This window comes from Leclercia sp. GLN_9 (assembly GCF_043105735.1).
Classification (GTDB): domain Bacteria; phylum Pseudomonadota; class Gammaproteobacteria; order Enterobacterales; family Enterobacteriaceae; genus Enterobacter; species Enterobacter adecarboxylatus.
This window is the reverse complement of record NZ_JBICLV010000014.1, coordinates 70,990-87,274: the sequence shown is the minus strand read 5'-3', so window position 1 is coordinate 87,274 and position 16,285 is coordinate 70,990. Positions and strand designations below refer to the sequence as shown.

Annotated in this window: 14 protein-coding genes and 1 pseudogene; 6 read left to right on the top strand and 9 right to left on the bottom strand. The window is 58.1% G+C overall.

All coding sequences use genetic code 11. The features are described 5' to 3' along the window. Positions 1-7: 7 nt before the first annotated feature. The 5 genes and pseudogenes from ACF8PE_RS08725 to fdnG form a co-directional block, all read right to left on the bottom strand. Positions 8-1,024: pseudogene (locus ACF8PE_RS08725) on the bottom strand (ShlB/FhaC/HecB family hemolysin secretion/activation protein); the annotation flags it as partial. 198 nt (positions 1,025-1,222) lie between these two features. Then, entirely contained in the window at positions 1,223-2,152 is a 930-nt protein-coding gene (gene fdhE / locus ACF8PE_RS08720) for a formate dehydrogenase accessory protein FdhE (RefSeq protein WP_059306941.1), read from the bottom strand. After that, on the bottom strand, positions 2,149-2,784 hold the full coding sequence (gene fdoI / locus ACF8PE_RS08715; RefSeq protein ID WP_032615363.1) for a formate dehydrogenase cytochrome b556 subunit: 636 nt from the start codon (positions 2,782-2,784) through the stop codon (positions 2,149-2,151). Before fdoI ends, fdhE begins: the two co-directional genes overlap by 4 nt. Beyond that, positions 2,781-3,683, bottom strand: a complete 903-nt coding sequence (gene fdxH / locus ACF8PE_RS08710) for a formate dehydrogenase subunit beta (protein ID WP_032615361.1) — start codon at positions 3,681-3,683, stop codon at positions 2,781-2,783. The genes fdoI and fdxH overlap by 4 nt, the downstream gene beginning before the upstream one ends. Positions 3,684-3,695: 12 nt before the next feature. Then, positions 3,696-6,746 (bottom strand): formate dehydrogenase-N subunit alpha, encoded by a 3,051-nt coding sequence (gene fdnG, locus ACF8PE_RS08705; RefSeq protein WP_392494781.1) that lies wholly within the window; start codon positions 6,744-6,746, stop codon positions 3,696-3,698. 421 nt (positions 6,747-7,167) lie between these two features. Here fdnG and fdhD point away from each other — a divergent pair, with 421 nt between their 5' ends. Together fdhD and ACF8PE_RS08695 are read left to right on the top strand one after the other, a co-directional pair. Next, entirely contained in the window at positions 7,168-8,016 is an 849-nt protein-coding gene (gene fdhD / locus ACF8PE_RS08700; protein ID WP_267958133.1) for a formate dehydrogenase accessory sulfurtransferase FdhD, read from the top strand. Between the two features lie 114 nt (positions 8,017-8,130). Continuing rightward, the gene (locus ACF8PE_RS08695; RefSeq protein WP_032615353.1) at positions 8,131-8,343 is read left to right on the top strand and encodes a DUF1471 domain-containing protein; all 213 of its coding nucleotides are present in this window, start codon (positions 8,131-8,133) and stop codon (positions 8,341-8,343) included. A 41-nt stretch (positions 8,344-8,384) separates the two neighbouring features. Here the strand turns inward: ACF8PE_RS08695 and ACF8PE_RS08690 are convergent, their stop codons facing one another. Then, positions 8,385-8,708, bottom strand: a complete 324-nt coding sequence (locus tag ACF8PE_RS08690) for an AzlD domain-containing protein (protein WP_059306944.1) — start codon at positions 8,706-8,708, stop codon at positions 8,385-8,387. Beyond that, positions 8,708-9,367 (bottom strand): AzlC family ABC transporter permease, encoded by a 660-nt coding sequence (locus tag ACF8PE_RS08685; RefSeq protein WP_032615350.1) that lies wholly within the window; start codon positions 9,365-9,367, stop codon positions 8,708-8,710. Before ACF8PE_RS08685 ends, ACF8PE_RS08690 begins: the two co-directional genes overlap by 1 nt. A gap of 101 nt (positions 9,368-9,468) precedes the next feature. Between ACF8PE_RS08685 and ACF8PE_RS08680 the strand changes: the two genes are divergently transcribed. From ACF8PE_RS08680 to ACF8PE_RS08665, 4 genes are all read left to right on the top strand, one after another. Continuing rightward, a complete protein-coding gene (locus ACF8PE_RS08680) occupies positions 9,469-10,017 on the top strand; it encodes a helix-turn-helix domain-containing protein (protein ID WP_032615348.1) in 549 nt (182 codons plus the stop codon). A 21-nt stretch (positions 10,018-10,038) separates the two neighbouring features. After that, complete coding sequence (locus ACF8PE_RS08675; RefSeq protein WP_032615346.1) at positions 10,039-11,034, top strand: substrate-binding domain-containing protein; 996 nt, start codon at positions 10,039-10,041, stop codon at positions 11,032-11,034. 104 nt (positions 11,035-11,138) lie between these two features. Continuing rightward, positions 11,139-13,262 carry an alpha-galactosidase gene (locus ACF8PE_RS08670; RefSeq protein ID WP_032615344.1) on the top strand — a complete coding sequence of 708 codons (2,124 nt, stop codon included), beginning with the start codon at positions 11,139-11,141 and terminating at the stop codon, positions 13,260-13,262. 44 nt (positions 13,263-13,306) lie between these two features. Continuing rightward, positions 13,307-14,581, top strand: a complete 1,275-nt coding sequence (locus ACF8PE_RS08665) for an MFS transporter (protein WP_392494776.1) — start codon at positions 13,307-13,309, stop codon at positions 14,579-14,581. On the opposite strand, the gene rhaM is transcribed toward ACF8PE_RS08665, so the two are convergent. Both rhaM and fucO read right to left on the bottom strand, forming a co-directional pair. Beyond that, on the bottom strand, positions 14,569-14,883 hold the full coding sequence (rhaM, locus tag ACF8PE_RS08660) for an L-rhamnose mutarotase (protein WP_150872741.1): 315 nt from the start codon (positions 14,881-14,883) through the stop codon (positions 14,569-14,571). The two genes, ACF8PE_RS08665 and rhaM, sit on opposite strands and share 13 nt — an antisense overlap. Next, complete coding sequence (gene fucO / locus ACF8PE_RS08655; RefSeq protein WP_032615338.1) at positions 14,880-16,028, bottom strand: lactaldehyde reductase; 1,149 nt, start codon at positions 16,026-16,028, stop codon at positions 14,880-14,882. The genes rhaM and fucO overlap by 4 nt, the downstream gene beginning before the upstream one ends. Positions 16,029-16,285 lie beyond the last annotated feature (257 nt).

The window sequence follows — 16,285 nt, the reverse complement described above, 5'->3', positions numbered from 1 at the left end:
GCTTGGGTTTCTGCGCGCTGCTGCGGTGCAGCACCCGGCTGGCCTGCGCCACCAGGCTCTGGCTTTTCCCGCTGTAGCGAATGTCGCCGTTTAGCCCGGCGACGGACTGGTGATAGTGATAGTCGCTGCCGGTGACGGAAAATGCCCACCAGCCCACAGGAACGGACCAGTGGGCGCTGAGGTTCTGATTGCCTTTTTCCGGCCCGGTCTGGAGGTCGTGGTTAATGGAGAACCAGAAGAGATCGCTCAGCGCCAGGGGGTTATCCAGCGAAAGCGTCATCCCGCCCTGATAGCGGCCCGTGGATGAGGTGCCTGAATCATCAAGCGACAGGCCAAGCCGCCAAAACTTGCTCTGCTGGCGGGTAATCACGATATCGCTTTCGCCGGGCTGTTCGGCCGGAACGATGTCCATCTTGACCTGAGCGGTGGGCAGGCGCTGAAGGTTCTCCAGACCCTGCTCAATATCCCGCAGGTCCAGCAGGTTGCCGTCGTGCGCGGGGAAGGCGCTATACAGCCACAGCCAGCGGCTGCTGTCGTCGGTTAACGAGACGTGGCGGATTTTGCCCGGAATAACCGCCAGCGCTAAATGCCCGCTTTTTAAATCCTGCGAGGGAGCCAGCACGCGTGCCGTTGTCCAGCCGTGGGAGATAAGGCGGTTTTGCAGCAGGCTCATGACGCGGTTGATGCCTTTAGCACCCAGGCATTTACCCACAGCCTGATTCGCCATGCGTTGCAGCGGCACCCAGTGCGGGAACGCATCCTGTCCAGACAGCGTGACGTCATGAATCGTGAAGCAGGGCGTTTCGGCTGCAAATTCACCGCTATCGTCACTTCTCGCAGGAGAGGGCAGACGAACGTCGGGCGTTTGAGGCGTTAGCTGGTCTTCCAGTGCCTGCTGGCGTTGCTGCTGAAGGATAAATTGCGCATCGGCCGGTGCGGCGACAGCCGTTGATGAAAGACTGAGAAGCGCGCAGATGAAAAAGACGGTTCTCTTAATCCGTAATCGTAATAGCCGGAATTCCATTTTCAACACTTTCCCTTACATAATGTAATGTTTTGTTGCAGGGATAGTGACGCAGTGAAGGTGGGTTTTCTACGTTTAGCGGCTAAATGAATTCTGAAAAAATAGCGCTATGTCAAGCGGCTGTGATGTCCAGAAACGGATGGAGTTTGGGATTGACAGGCCGGGCAACCATGCGCCGCCCGGCACTATCACAGGGAATTACTCCCCTTCACCCGGGAACAGGAACGGGTTAATAGAGCTGCGGGCAAAGCCCTCCTGCTCCATTTTTGCGTCCAGAATCAGGGTAGCGAGATCGTCAGCGACGGCCTCCACTTTCGGGTCTTTTTCCTGGTACAGGATCTTCAGGTAGGTGCCGCAGTCGCCGCAGCTTTCGGCTTTCACCGCAGACTGCTCATTCTCCAGCGACCAGTAGTGCAGATCGCGGGTCTGCTCGCAGTTGCTGCATTTGATGCGCACCACGTGCCACTCGGTTTCGCACAGGTTGCAGTGCAGATAGCGCAGCCCCTGGGTCGTCCCGATTTGCACCATGCTGGAGACCGGCATCGAACCGCACACCGGGCAGAACTGGCGTGCTTCGCCGTATTCGGCGCGGGCTTTACCTGGGATCAGGCTCGCCATTTGCGCCCAGTAGAGCGACAGGGCGGCCCAGATAAAGGGCGCTTTATCGCTGCTGACCGACGCAAAATCGGACGCAAAGAGCGCGCTCGCCATCTGCTCCAGCTCCTGCTCAGAGGCTTTCTCGAGATTCTCGATCACCGCCAGGGCAGGGCCGCTCATCTCGGGCTTTAGCTCGGCAATCAGCGAATTCAGCAGCTTGTGCCAGTGCTTATCGCGCGGCAGGACGTGGATATCCAGCGGTGGTTTGCCCTGAGCGTTCGCCTCTTTGATGCGCGCGGTCAGGTCCATCTGCAACGGATGGTCGTACAGCACCACTTCCTGGGCATGGGCGATCAGCCCGGCAAAGCGCAGATAATCGCCAAGCGGGTTGTTCTCAGCCAGCTCGCGCAGGCGTTCAGCGCGGCGGTTGTAGAGGTTTTTCAGTCTGGGGAACAGTAGCGGCGGAATCACTTCCGCCGTGCGTTTCTCGCTCGAACCCAGCTCATCTTGCGGGATTATGCGAATACTCATTCAGATGACTTTTCCTGTTTCTGGCGGACTTCACGGTACCAGCGCGGGTGATGTTTCTTCGCCCACGTCTTAGTAACCCAGCCTTCCACCATCGCGGTAATGGTGCCTTTCACCCAGAGGGCGGCGTAGATATGCACCATGATAACCACAATTAACGCCACTGCGGCAAATGAATGCAGCATTAACGCAAATCGGATCACCGGGATTGAGAAAGCAGGCGCAAAGTACGGACGCCAGATGATCACACCACTGACCAGCAACAGCACCAGGAAGATAATCGCCGCCCAGAATACGCATTTCTGGCCGAAGTTATAGCGTCCGGTATCACCTACTTCCTCGTTGACGACGATCTTACGAATATTCTTCGCCCAAAAGATATCATCCCGATTGATTAGGTTGTGGTGCCAGTAACGGAAAAACATGATGATGAACGAGGCGAACATCACCACCCCAACGAACGGGTGGAGGATGCGCGCCAGCTGCGGCGTACCGAGGATCTGCATCAGCCAGTTGAAGGAGGGGAAGAAGAACCCCAGCCCGCTTATCGCCGCCAGCATGAAGCAGAAGGCGGTGACCCAGTGGTTGATACGTTCCGGCGCCGTGTAGCGCACGATGGTGTCACGTCTTTTCATTTGCGCACCTCGTCTTTCTCTTCATGCAGGTTGTCGTCTTCCTCTTCCGCGCGGTTCGGACCAACGCCGACGTAGTGGAAGATACTTGCAGCGAACGTCGCGGCAAAACCGACGGCAGCCAGCGGCTTCCAGATGCCTTTCCAGAACTTAACCGTGGCGCTGATTTCCGGGTTCTCCGGCAGGCCGTGATACAGATTCGGCTTGTCGGCGTGGTGCAGCACGTACATCACGTGCGTACCACCAACCCCGGACGGATCGTACAGGCCAGCGTTGTCGTAACCGCGGGTTTTCAGCTCAGCGACGCGTTCGCCCGCCAGCGTTTTCATGTCCTCTTTGGAGCCAAAATGAATGGCGCCGGTTGGACAGGTCTTCACGCAGGCTGGCTCCTGGCCGACATTCACACGGTCGACGCACAGCGTACATTTGTAGACGCGGTTGTCTTCCGGGTTCAGGCGCGGCACGTCGAACGGACAGCCCGCAATGCAGTAGCCGCAGCCGATGCACTGCTCAGACTGGAAGTCGACAATGCCGTTGGCGTACTGAATGATTGCCCCTTCGGACGGGCAGGCCTTCAGGCAGCCCGGGTCCGCGCAGTGCATACAGCCATCTTTGCGGATCAGCCACTCCAGCTTGTCGTTCTGCTCCACTTCCGAGAAGCGCATCACCGTCCAGGACTTAGCGGTCAGATCGGCTGGGTTATCGTACACCCCGACGTTGTGACCCACTTCGTCACGGATGTCGTTCCACTCCGAACAGGCCACCTGACAGGCTTTACAGCCGATACAGGTGGTTACGTCGATAAGCTTCGCCACTTCCTGCTGGTGGTCCCGCGCCTGAGGCGCGGGGGTGAAACTGTTAGTCGCGGAACGACGAATAATGTCTTGCGATTGATAAGCCATAAGTCGTCTCCGTTACACCTTTTCCACGTTCACGAGGAAGGACTTAAACTCCGGCGTCTGCGTGTTCGCATCACCAACGAATGGCGTCAGGGTGTTCGCAATGAACCCTTTCTTCGCCACGCCCTCGTAACCCCAGTGAATCGGGATGCCGATGGTATCTACCTGCTGACCGTTTACGTTCAGCGTGCGAATACGCTTGGTCACTACCGCCTTGGCTTTGATGTAGCCGCGGTTGGAAGAGACCTTCACGGTATCGCCGTGGGCAATGCCGAGCTTGTTCGCCAGCTTCTCGCCGATCTCCACGAACTGTTCCGGCTGCGCGATGGCGTTAAGCAGCGCGTGCTTGGTCCAGTAGTGGAAGTGCTCGGTCAGACGGTAGGTGGTGCCGACATACGGGAACTTGTCCTTTTTACCCAGCGCTTCAAAGTCGCCTTTGAAGATACGGGCAGCCGGGTTAGAGACCACGTTCGGGTGCAGCGGGTTGGTGCCCAGCGGCGTTTCAAACGGCTCGTAGTGTTCCGGGAACGGCCCTTCCGCCATCTTGTCGATAGCAAACAGACGTCCCATCCCTTCAGGCTGCATGATAAACGGCCCGACATCGCTGCCCGGAGGCGCGGTGCTGTAGTCAGGAATATCCACGCCACCCCATTTCGCGCCGTCCCACTTCAGCAGCTGACGCTTCGGATCCCACGGGTTGCCCTGCGGGTCAGCAGACGCACGGTTATAAAGAATGCGGCGGTTCAGCGGCCAGGACCATGCCCAGCCCAGCGTATTGCCCAGCCCTGACGGGTCGGCGTTATCGCGGTTGGCCATCTGGTTGCCTTTCGGCGTCCAGCTTCCGGCAAAGATCCAGCAGCCGCTGGAGGTGGTACCGTCATCACGCAGGTGCGCGAAGGTGCTGAGCTGATCGCCTTTCTTCGCCAGAACAACACCGGTAGCCGGGTCAATAACATCTGCCAGCGCCTTACCGTTGCTCTCCATCGCCACTTCTTCCGGGGATGGGTTCTCCGGCGTCGAGTAGTTCCAGGTCATGTTCAGCACCGGTTCCGGGTTCGCGCCGCCTTGAGAGGCGTACATCTTACGCAGGCGTAAGAAGATACCGGCCAGGATCTCGCCGTCGTTCATGGCGATGCCCGGGGCGTCCGCGCCCTTCCAGTGCCACTGCAGCCAGCGGCCAGAGTTGACGATAGAACCGTTTTCTTCCGCGAAGCAGGTGGACGGCAGACGGAACACTTCGGTCTGAATCTTCGACGGATCGACGTCGTTCGACTCACCGTGGTTCTGCCAGAAGGTCGAGGTCTCGGTATTGAGCGGGTCAATGGTGACCAGGAACTTCAGTTTCGACAGAGAGGCGACAACCTTGTTCTTGTTCGGGAACGACGCCACCGGGTTAAAACCCTGGCAGATATAGCCGTTAACCTGGCCCTGGTGCATCATCTCGAAATACTGCAGAACGTCGTAGCCCTTGTCCCACTTCGGCAGCCAGTCAAAGCCCCAGCTGTTTTCCGCCGTCGCTTTGTCACCGAAGAAGGCCTTCATCATTGAGACGAAGAACTTCGGATAGTTGCCCCAGTAGTTCACCTGGCCTTCGAGCAGCGGTTTTGGCGTGCTGGCCGTCAGGTAGGTTTGCAGGTCGGTCTGTTTTTCGCTTGGCAGGTTCATATAACCGGTCAGGCTTTGTGACAGCAGGCCGAGATCGGTCAGACCCTGGATGTTGGAGTGACCGCGCAGGGCGTTCACGCCGCCGCCCGCCATCCCCATGTTGCCGAGCAGCAGCTGAACCATCGCCATGGTACGGATGTTCTGCGCGCCGATAGAGTGCTGCGTCCAGCCGAGGGCATACAGGAACGACGCGGTTTTATCGTGAACGCTGGTTTCAGCGATCATCTCGCACACCTTCAGGAAGTCGGCTTTCGGCGTCCCACAGATGTTTTCCACCACCTCCGGCGTATAGCGGGAAACGTGCTCTTTCAGCAGGTTCCACACGCAGCGCGGGTGTTGCAGAGTGGTGTCGCGTTTCGCAAAGCCTTTCTCATCCAGCTCGTAGTTCCAGCTGGTTTTGTCGTACTTGCGTTTTTCGGCGTCGTAACCGCTGAACAGGCCATCTTCGAAGTGGTAATCCTCACGCACGATCAGGCTGGCGTTGGTATAGGCTTCGGTGTATTCGCGGTTGTATTTTTCGTTGGTCATCAGGTACAGCAGTACGCCTGACAGGAAAGTGATGTCAGTACCTGAACGAATAGGGGTGTAGAAATCCGCCACTGACGCAGTACGCGTAAAGCGGGGATCGATCACAATCAGTTTCGCACCGTTGTGGATTTTGGCTTCCATCGCCCAGCGGAACCCGACAGGGTGCGCTTCAGCGGCGTTACCGCCCATCACCACAATGAGGTTGGCGTTTTTGATGTCGACCCAGTGGTTGGTCATCGCACCGCGACCAAATGTTGGAGCAAGACTTGCTACCGTTGGTCCGTGTCAGACACGCGCCTGGTTGTCGACCGCGAGCATACCGAGTGCGCGCGTAAACTTCTGGGTTAAATAGCCGGTTTCGTTACTGGAAGCAGAGGCACACAGCATACCAGTGGAGAGCCAGCGGTTAACGGTGGTGCCTTCTGCGTTCTGCGCCATAAAGTTGGCATCGCGGTCTTCTTTCATCAGTTTAGCGATGCGATCGAACGCCTCTTCCCAACTGATTTGTTGCCATTTGTCAGAGCCTGGCGCGCGATATTCCGGGAATTTCAGGCGGCTTTCCGAGTGAATGAAGTCCACCAGACCTGCCCCTTTCGGACAAAGCGCCCCGCGGTTAACCGGATGATCCGGGTCACCTTCGATATGGAAGATAGATGCTTTGGCGTTTTTTGCACCGTCGCCGAGGCTATACATCAACAGCCCACAGCCGACAGAGCAGTACGTACAGGTGTTACGGGTTTCGCGGGTGCGCAGCAGTTTATACTGCCGAGTTTCCGCCAGCGCTACGCCGGGCGCAAAGCCCAGTGCCGCCGCCGTGGTGCCTGCCATACCGCCAGCGCAGATCTTAAAGAACTGCCTTCTGCTGACCTGCATGGTCACTCCTTGTTTCGACATTGCTACCTTAATAAGGCGAGCCGCAGGCGCGTTTTGCTGCTTGCCTGCAACACGTGTTATTTGGGTATTTAGAGTTTTACTTTACGGTTACAAAATAACCGCAAAGGGTTGGAATTTTGTATTCCCACAATTCCTTGAGGGATAGAGCGCAGAATACCATATTGTCGGTAGGCTTGTTTGAATGTAGTTAAAACAAAGTGAACGAATTCTAAGCTTGCTAATTTAGAAATGTGAACTAAATCACGTTATTGATTTTGTGTGTTACAAGACTGTATCAACTCATTCGATCTCCTCCTCCCCAGGAGGTAAAACCGGTCTACGGACGCCCGGACGAAAAATTGATCCATCTCTGGGGCGAACCGCTGCTATTTATGCTGCAATAGCCCCCTTAATTGCGAAGTTGCCCAGGAACGAAGTCGTGCTAAAACAAATCCGAGATACCTCCTCCCAGCCCGTCGGCGTCGTGGCGTGCGAGGTACGCAGACCCCCTCAACTCAACCAACCTATCCCGGACTGGATTGCGCAAGAGGTGCCCGTGGCGCTGGTCTACAACGGTATCTCGCACGTCGTAATGATGGCGTCGCCAAAAGATCTGACGCTCTTTGCCATCGGTTTTTCACTCTCTGAGGGCATTATCGACCACCCGCAGGAGATTTACGGGATGGATGTGGTGCAGGTCTGCAACGGCATGGAGGTGCAAATTGAACTCTCCAGCCGTCGCTTTATGGCCCTTAAAGAGCGCCGCCGCGCGCTGGCCGGACGCACCGGCTGCGGTGTGTGCGGTGTGGAGCAGTTGAACGACATTGGCAAACCCATCACCCCGTTGCCTTTTAGCCAGACCTTCAGCCTGGCGAACCTTGATATGGCGCTGAACAACCTTCACGTGGTACAGCCGGTCGGCAATCTGAGCGGCTGCACCCACGCCGCCGCCTGGGTATTACCGTCGGGCGAGATCGCAGGCGGGCATGAAGATGTCGGACGCCATGTGGCGCTGGATAAACTGCTGGGCCGCCGCGCGGGAGAGAGCGCCGTCTGGCAGCAGGGGGCTGCGCTGGTCTCCAGCCGGGCCAGCTACGAGATGGTGCAAAAGGCGGCCATGTGCGGGGTCGAGATTTTGTTTGCGGTATCTGCCGCCACCACGCTGGCAGTGGAGGTGGCCGAGCGTTGCAACCTGACGCTGGTGGGATTCTGCAAGCCGGGAAAAGCCACGATCTATACCCACCCACAGCGGTTGAATGTTGTTCAATAAATTTGAATTATTTTAGCAAATCCTTCCGCTTTCAGTTGTCGGTGATGAGGCCTATTATTTATCACATCAAGGCACGGTGCCTTACACCAACAACTAATCGCAAGGGTCTCTATCATGAAAAGCATCAAAACTTTTGTAGCAGTAATCGCTCTGGCAACATCTTTCGGTTCTTTCGCAGCGCAGTCTGTTACCGCATCCGCCAGCACCATTGATGGCGCAGAAGCCAAAATCGCCGCTCAGGCTGAACAGGCAGGCGCGTCTTCTTACACTATTACTCAGGCTTTCGCCGGTAACCGTGTACACATGACCGCTGAACTGAACAAATAAAAGCAACGTTTTTGTCGAAAGAGCGCCCCCGGGGCGCTTTTTTAATTTATACCTGCCAGACGCAGCAAGGCCGTCACCACGGCTGCCGCGACGATCACCCCAATCAACGGCACCTTGCGCCAGGCCAGAAACACCGCAAAGGCCACACCCAGCACACGCGCCATCCCGGCAAAATGTTCCCCTTCATAGAAGGTGGTCGCCAGCGCCACTGAAAACAGCAGCACCGTTGCTGCATCCGACAGCAGGGCCTGGGCGCGTTCAGACAACGCTAACCGGCTGCCCAGTTTGGCTCCGCCGAGACGCATCAGGTAGGTGCCCGCCGACAGCAGGGCGATGCCGAGAATAAAAACGGTCATGTTTTCCATTATTTTTTCCTCGCCGCGAGGCCAAGCAGAGAGAGCAGCACCGGCAGCCCCACTGGTGCAAAGGGCACGGCGGCCAGCGACAGCGCAGCACCGCTACAGGCGCGGATAAGCGTTGTGCGGTTCTTAAAGGCGGGGACGACTAAGGCCAGTAAAATGGCCGGGAACACCGCATCCAGCCCGATGGTTTCCGGCTCCGGCAGCAGTTTGCCGACCATCGCCCCCAGTAGTGTGCCCAGCGGCCAGATGATGGCGACTCCCAGACCGCAGAGCCAGTAGGCTGCTTTACGCTGTTCCGGCGTTTTTTGCGACAGGCCAAACACCACGCTTTCGTCATTCATGATGTGGCAGCCCAGCAAGCTGGCGCCGCGTTTACCCACCAGATCGCGCACCGTTACGCCAAACGGCACATGGCGGGCGTTAACCAGCAGCCCGGCCGCCGCTGCGGCAAGGGGATTGCCCCCGCTGGCGACGATGCCGATAAACATAAATTCCGATGCACCTGCCAGCACCGAAATGGAGAGCACAAAGGGCACCCACAGCGGGAAGCCATACGCCATCGCCAGCGAGCCGTAGGACATCCCCACAACGCCCACCGCCAGACACACGAGAATAATCGCCTTGATGGTGTCGCCGTTAAGACAAGAGAAAGTCTGTTTCATACATATTTAGCCATATCGAACGAGTATCCATTATAATGAACGCATCATATTCGTTTATCAAGATGAACGATTTGTTCGTTTTATAGAACACGAGACCCATTATGACGCAGCCAATCAGCGTAATCGCTAAAAGTCTGGTGCGGGAGCGCATGCGGACCGGGCTTTCACTGGCGGAAATCGCTCGCCGTGCCGGGATCGCCAAATCCACCCTTTCCCAGCTGGAGTCCGGGAATGGTAATCCTAGCCTCGAAACCTTATGGTCGCTGTGCGTGGCGCTGGATATCCCTTTTGCCCGTCTGCTCGAACCGCAACAGCCCACTACCCAGGTGATCCGCCTTGGCGAAGGGACGAAAGTCATTGCTGAACAGGCCAATTATGAGGCCATTTTACTGGCGGCCTGTCCGCCTGGTGCGCGACGCGATATCTATATCCTGATGGCGCAGCCCGGGGCTGACCGTATTTCCCATCCGCACCCGCCGGGTTCGGTTGAGCATATTGTCATCATGAAGGGAAAGGCACTGGTTGGTCTCACCGACGCACCGGAAGCGCTCGGGATTGGAGACTATATTTGCTATCCTGCCGACCAGCCGCATCTCTTCAAAGCGCTTGAGCCAGATACCCTGGCGCTTATGGTGGCGGAACAAAACTGACACACGAAGACACGGATAATCATGTCGCTTAAAGCCATTGCTAAAGAACTGGGACTGTCGGTAACGACGGTGAGCCGCGCCCTCAACGGCTATTTTGACGTTTCCAGCGAGACGCGCGCCCGCGTGGAAGCCGAAGCGCAGCGCCGCGGCTATCGCCCGAACACCTTTGCCCGCCGTTTGAAGATGGGCAAAATCGACGCCGTGGGGCTGGTCTTTCCGGTGCATCCCGTTCCGCTCAATAACAGCGTCTTTATGGACATGGTTGGCGAAATTAGCCACGAACTGGCGCAACATGAGATCGATCTGCTGTTGATTGCCGATGACGATCTGGCCGACAAACACAGCTACATGCGCATGGTGCAAAGCCGCCGTGTGGATGCGCTGATCGTGGCCCATACCCTGGATAACGATCCGCGCCTCGAGCAACTGCAGGCCGCCGGATTCCCGTTCCTGGCACTGGGCCGCAGCCATCTGCCAAAGCCCTACGCCTGGTTCGATTTCGACAACTATGCGGGCACCTTCAACGCAACCCGGCGCTTAATCGAGGGCGGGCATCAGCGTATTGCGCTGCTGGGTGAGAGCAACAATCAGGCGTTTATTACCCAGCGCCGTCAGGGCTACCTTGACGCCCTGAAAGAAGCGGGCCTTTCCAGCGAATGGCTGCGCACCATGCCTCCTTCACGCCGGGCAGGCTACACCACCACGCAGGAACTGCTGGCGCTGGATGTCGCTCCCACGGCGATCGTCACCGATTGCAACACCCATGGCGACGGTGCCGCGATGGCGCTGGCGCAGATGGGGCGCTTAACCGGCGAGGATGCCGTTGCGCTGGTGGTCTACGATGGCCTGCCGCAGGACAGCATTGTCGATATCGACGTGGCGGCAGTGATCCAGTCCACCCGCCAGGGGGTGGGCAAGCAGATCGCCGATATGGTCCTTCAGCTGATTAACGGAGAAGAAATCAGCCAGCTTCAGGTGCTGTGGCAGCCAGAATTCTCGCCGGGTCAGACGGCATAAATTTCCCCAATATCTAAACCCGATCACAAATCCGAAACGTTTTGGTTTGTATCCGAAACGTTTCGGATCAACACTCAGGATATCCCGATGACAGGAGATGTCCGATGCAAGAGGCAGTATTACGACTCGCGAGCGAAACGGTTGATGTGGTGATCAAAACCCACCCGTTCGCCGAAATTCTTTACTGGGGGCCGCACCTTCGCCACTTTTCGCCGCAGGATGCGGAAACGCTTTCCCGCCCGATTGCCAACGGCAGACTGGATGTTGATTCGCCGGTCACGCTTATGGCTGAACTCAGTCACGGTCTGTTCGGCGCGCCGGGCATTGAAGGCCACCGCCAGGGGCGGGATGGCTCGCCGCAGTTCCGTACCGTCGCGGTATCGCAGCAGGGACAAACCCTGACCCTCACCGCCGAAGATGACCAGGCTGGCCTGCGTCTGACCAGTGAGATCGCCCTCGATGACAGCGGCGTACTGGCGATTCGCCACGGCCTGACCAATCTCAAAAGCCAGCCGTGGCAGGTTGACCGCCTGGCCGTCACCCTGCCACTGGCGGAACGTGCCCGCGAAGTTATGGCGTTTCATGGCCGCTGGATCCGCGAATTCCAGCCGCATCGCCTGCTGCTGGAGCACGATAGCTTTGTGATTGAAAACCGCCGCGGCCGCAGCTCCCATGAGCATTTCCCGGCGCTGATCAGCGGCACGCCGGGCTTTAGCGAAATGCACGGTGACGTCTGGGGCGTCCATCTGGGCTGGAGCGGCAACCATCGTCTGCGCGCGGAGGCCAAAACCGATGGCCGTCGTTATTTGCAGGCCGAAGCGCTCTATCTGCCGGGTGAAATGGCGGTGGAGGAGGGCGAAACGCTGTGGACGCCACGCCTTTACGCCAGCTACTCCGCCCAGGGGCTGAACGGCATGAGCCAGCAGTTCCACCGCTATCTGCGTGACAACATCATTCGCTTCCCGGAGAACAAACCGCGCCCGGTACACCTCAATACCTGGGAGGGGATCTACTTTAACCACGATCCTGAGTACATCATGCGTATGGCAGACGAAGCGGCCTCGCTGGGCGTGGAGCGCTTTATCATCGATGATGGCTGGTTTAAAGGGCGCAATGACGACCATGCGGCGCTGGGCGACTGGTATCTCGACGAGCAGAAATACCCCAACGGCTTAACGCCGGTGATTAATCACGTCAAAAGCCTCGGTATGGAGTTTGGCATCTGGGTCGAGCCGGAGATGATTAATCCCAACTCCGATCTGTACCGCGCTCACCCGGACTGGGTGCTGGCCTTACCGGGTTATGAGCAGGCCACTGGCCGCCACCAGTGGGTGCTGAACCTCAACATTCCTGCTGCCTTCAATTATCTGCTGGAGCGCATGAGCTGGCTGCTGGGTGAGCACGCGGTGGACTATGTGAAGTGGGACATGAATCGTGAGCTGGTGCAGCCGGGCCATAACGGCAAAGCCGCTGCCGATGCCCAGACCCGACAGTTCTACCGCCTGCTGGATACCCTGGGCGAACGCTTCCCCCATGTGGAATTTGAATCCTGCTCTTCCGGCGGCGGGCGTATCGATTATGAAGTCCTGACCCGCTGCCATCGCTTCTGGGCATCGGATAACAATGACGCGCTGGAACGCAACACTATCCAGCGTGGCATGAGTTACTTCTTCCCGCCGGAAGTGATGGGCGCGCATATCGGTCATCATAAATGCCATGCCACCTTCCGCCAGCACAGTATCGCCTTCCGTGGCCTGACGGCGCTGTTTGGCCATATGGGGCTGGAGCTGGACCCTCTCGCCGTGGATGAGCAGGAGCGCGAAGGCTACCGGCACTATGCGGCCCTGCATAAGCAGTGGCGCGAGGTGATCCACCACGGCACCCAGTGGCGGGTGGATATGCCCGACAGCACCACGCTGGCGCAGGGGATAGTGAGTCAGGACCAGCGTCAGGGGCTGTTCATTGTCAGCCAGTTGGCAATGCCTGATTACACTCTGATGATGCCGCTGCGTATGCCGGGGCTGACAGCCAGCGCGCAGTACCGCATCACGCTGCTCGATCACCCCAATATTCGCCTGACCGGTGAGGGGGGGCACACCATGCGCAAACTGCCGGCGTGGATGGAATCCCCGCAGACGGTGAGCGGCGAATGGCTGATGCAGGCGGGGCTTGCCCTGCCGGTTCTGGACCCGGAAACTGCCATCCTGATTGGCGTTGAACGCGTATAAGGGTAATGGGCCGGGCAACCGGCCCTGTGTTGAGGATAAAAATAATGAATACGACCACCTGTACCCACAAAGACAACCCGAACTTCTGGATCTTCGGATCGTTCTTCTTTCTCTACTTCTTCATCATGGCCACCTGCTTTCCGTTCCTGCCGATCTGGCTGTCGGACATCATCGGCCTGAATAAAACCCATACCGGGATCGTTTTCTCATGCATCTCGCTGTTTGCCATCTCGTTCCAGCCCGTGCTGGGGGTGGTGTCGGACAAGCTGGGGCTGAAAAAACACCTGCTGTGGATCATCGCGGTACTGCTGTTTCTGTTCGCGCCGTTTTTCCTCTATGTCTTTGCTCCGCTGCTGAAGACCAATATCTGGCTCGGGGCGCTGAGCGGTGGGATCTATATCGGCTTCGTCTTCTCGGCAGGGTCGGGCGCGATCGAGGCCTACATTGAGCGCGTGAGCCGCAACAGCTTCTTTGAGTACGGCAAGGCGCGAATGTTTGGCTGTCTCGGCTGGGGGCTGTGCGCCTCAACGAGCGGCATCCTGTTCGGGATTGATCCCTCCTATGTGTTCTGGATGGGTTCCGCGGCGGCGCTGGTGTTGATGGTGCTGTTGGTGGTGGCAAAACCGAAGCCTAACCAGACCGCCCAGGTGATGAACGCCCTCGGTGCAAACCAGCCGCAGATCACCGCCAGAACCGTGTTTAACCTGTTCCGCCAGCGCAAAATGTGGATGTTCATTTTGTACGTGATTGGCGTGGCCTGCGTGTACGACGTCTTCGATCAGCAGTTCGCCACGTTCTTTAAAACCTTCTTCGCCACGCCGGAGGAAGGCACGCGGGCATTCGGCTTTGCGACCACCGCCGGGGAGATCTGCAACGCCATCATCATGTTCTGCTCGCCGTGGATCATTAACCGCATTGGCGCAAAAAATACGTTGCTGATTGCCGGGGTGATCATGGCGACGCGCATCATTGGTTCGTCATTTGCGACCACTGCCGTCGAAGTGGTGGCCCTGAAGATGCTGCACGCGCTGGAAGTGCCGTTCCTGCTGGTGGGGGCGTTCAAATACATTACTGGCGTGTTCGATACTCGCCTGTCTGCGACCATCTACCTGATTGGCTTCAACTTTGCCAAACAGCTGGCGGCGATTTTCCTCTCCGCGTTTGCCGGGAATATGTATGACCGGATCGGCTTCCAGGATACCTATCTGATGCTGGGCTGTTTTGTACTGGCGGTGACGGTGTTGTCAGCCTTTACGTTGAGCAATAAGCGAGATATCGCTGCCGCGAGCGCGGCAGCGTTAACACATCAGGCCAGGTAAAACACCTCTTGCAGCCCGGTACTCACCGGGCTGTTGTCCGGGTTAGACGGCATCACCTCCCCCATATATTTCCACCAGCGCTGGCAAACGTCGGTATTCGCTACCGCGTTCCAGCGCTCTTCCGATTCGATCTCCACCGTGGCGAACAGCAGGTTGCGGGATTTATCCAGATAAATGGCGTAGTTGTGCGCGCCGTGGTCTTTCAGCAACGCTTCCAGCTCGGGCCAGATCGGGTTGTGGCGACGTTCATACTCCTCGTGTGCGTCAGGGTTTACCTGCATCACAAAGGCTTTGCGGATCATAATGCCTCCAGATAGAGTTCGCGCACCTCGTCACGGCTGGCACTGCGCGGGTTGCAGGGGGCGCACGGGTCGGCGAGAGCTTTGTCGAGCCAGCCTTCGATGTCGGCTTTGGTGACGCCAAGCTTGCTGAAACCAGAAGGAATACCGACGCGGGCGCTCAGGTCACGAATCGCCTGAATGGCCGACATGCTCGCCGCTTCATCACTCATGCCGCGGGTATCGACGCCCATCGCCTGCGCCACGCGGGCAAACCGTGCCACGGCGTTCGGACGGTTAAAGTTTTCGATAATCGGCAGCAGGATGGCATTGCACACGCCGTGCGGCAGGTTGTGCGTTGCCCCCGGCTGGTGGGCGAGGGCGTGCACCAGTCCAAGCCCGGCGCTGTTAAAGGCCATACCCGCCAGATACTGGCCGAAGGCCATCTGCTCGCGCGCCTCCAGGTTATGCCCGTTGTCTACCGCTTCCGGCAGCCAGTGGGCGATCAGGCGAATGGACTCCAGGGCGTTGGCGTCAGTCAGCGGGTGCGCACCGACGGAGACATAGGCTTCGATGGCGTGGGTCAGGGCGTCCATCCCGGTGGCAGCCGTCACGGCAGCCGGAATGTCGAGCATTACGCTGGCGTCATCCACGGCGATATCCGGGATGATGTTCGGGTCGATGATCACCTCTTTGACCTGCCGTTCGGCGTCGATAATGACCGCGTTGCTGGTCATCTCTGCTGCCGTACCTGCGGTGGTGTTGATCGCCACCAGCGGCACGCCCGCGTTGATCACTTTGCCGACGCCGGAGTAAGCGGTAGAGGGGCCTGGGTTGGCGGTGAGAATTTTAATCGCTTTGGCGGTATCGATCGGGCTGCCGCCGCCGAAGGCAATAATATAATCACACTGCGCATCCTGATACGCGGCATAACCCTGCTGCACCAGCGCTTCGGTCGGGTTGGGGAAAACCGCGTCGAACAGGTGATACGACATCTGCTGCGCGTCGAGGGCGGTAAACAGGCTGTCGAGCAGGCCCATTTTTACCAGCTGACCGTCGGTGACAATCAACGCCGTGCCCCACTGTTTGTTTGCCACCAGCTTAACCATATCGCCGATTGCGCCTGCGCCGTGCAGGCTGATTTTAGGCAGCGCCAACATAAAGCTCATGATAATTCTCCTTAATGGTGATTTTGCAAATCTGGGCCCCTCACCCTAACCCTCTCCCCAAAGGGGCGAGGGGACTGTTCCGTGCGGCCTTTCTCCCTCTGCCCAAAGGGGCGGGGGCACTGCACCGTGCGGCCTTTCTCTCTCTGCCCAAAGGGGCGAGGGCGCTGCACCGTGCGGCCTTTCTCTCTGCCCAAAGGGGCGAGGGCACTGCACCGTGCGGCCTTTCTCCCTCTCCCCTTTGGGGAGAGGGCAGGGGT

Excerpts from the sequence above, each read along its gene's own strand:
- fucO (WP_032615338.1), bottom strand. The coding sequence starts at position 16,028 with ATGAGCTTTATGTTGGCGCTGCCTAAAATCAGCCTGCACGGCGCAGGC.
- fdxH (WP_032615361.1), bottom strand. The coding sequence starts at position 3,683 with ATGGCTTATCAATCGCAAGACATTATTCGTCGTTCCGCGACTAACAGT.
- ACF8PE_RS08680 (WP_032615348.1), top strand. The coding sequence starts at position 9,469 with ATGACGCAGCCAATCAGCGTAATCGCTAAAAGTCTGGTGCGGGAGCGC.
- ACF8PE_RS08675 (WP_032615346.1), top strand. The coding sequence starts at position 10,039 with ATGTCGCTTAAAGCCATTGCTAAAGAACTGGGACTGTCGGTAACGACG.
- ACF8PE_RS08665 (WP_392494776.1), top strand. The coding sequence starts at position 13,307 with ATGAATACGACCACCTGTACCCACAAAGACAACCCGAACTTCTGGATC.
- rhaM (WP_150872741.1), bottom strand. The coding sequence starts at position 14,883 with ATGATCCGCAAAGCCTTTGTGATGCAGGTAAACCCTGACGCACACGAG.
- ACF8PE_RS08685 (WP_032615350.1), bottom strand. The coding sequence starts at position 9,367 with ATGAAACAGACTTTCTCTTGTCTTAACGGCGACACCATCAAGGCGATT.
- fdhE (WP_059306941.1), bottom strand. The coding sequence starts at position 2,152 with ATGAGTATTCGCATAATCCCGCAAGATGAGCTGGGTTCGAGCGAGAAA.
- ACF8PE_RS08695 (WP_032615353.1), top strand. The coding sequence starts at position 8,131 with ATGAAAAGCATCAAAACTTTTGTAGCAGTAATCGCTCTGGCAACATCT.
- fdoI (WP_032615363.1), bottom strand. The coding sequence starts at position 2,784 with ATGAAAAGACGTGACACCATCGTGCGCTACACGGCGCCGGAACGTATC.
- ACF8PE_RS08690 (WP_059306944.1), bottom strand. The coding sequence starts at position 8,708 with ATGGAAAACATGACCGTTTTTATTCTCGGCATCGCCCTGCTGTCGGCG.
- ACF8PE_RS08670 (WP_032615344.1), top strand. The coding sequence starts at position 11,139 with ATGCAAGAGGCAGTATTACGACTCGCGAGCGAAACGGTTGATGTGGTG.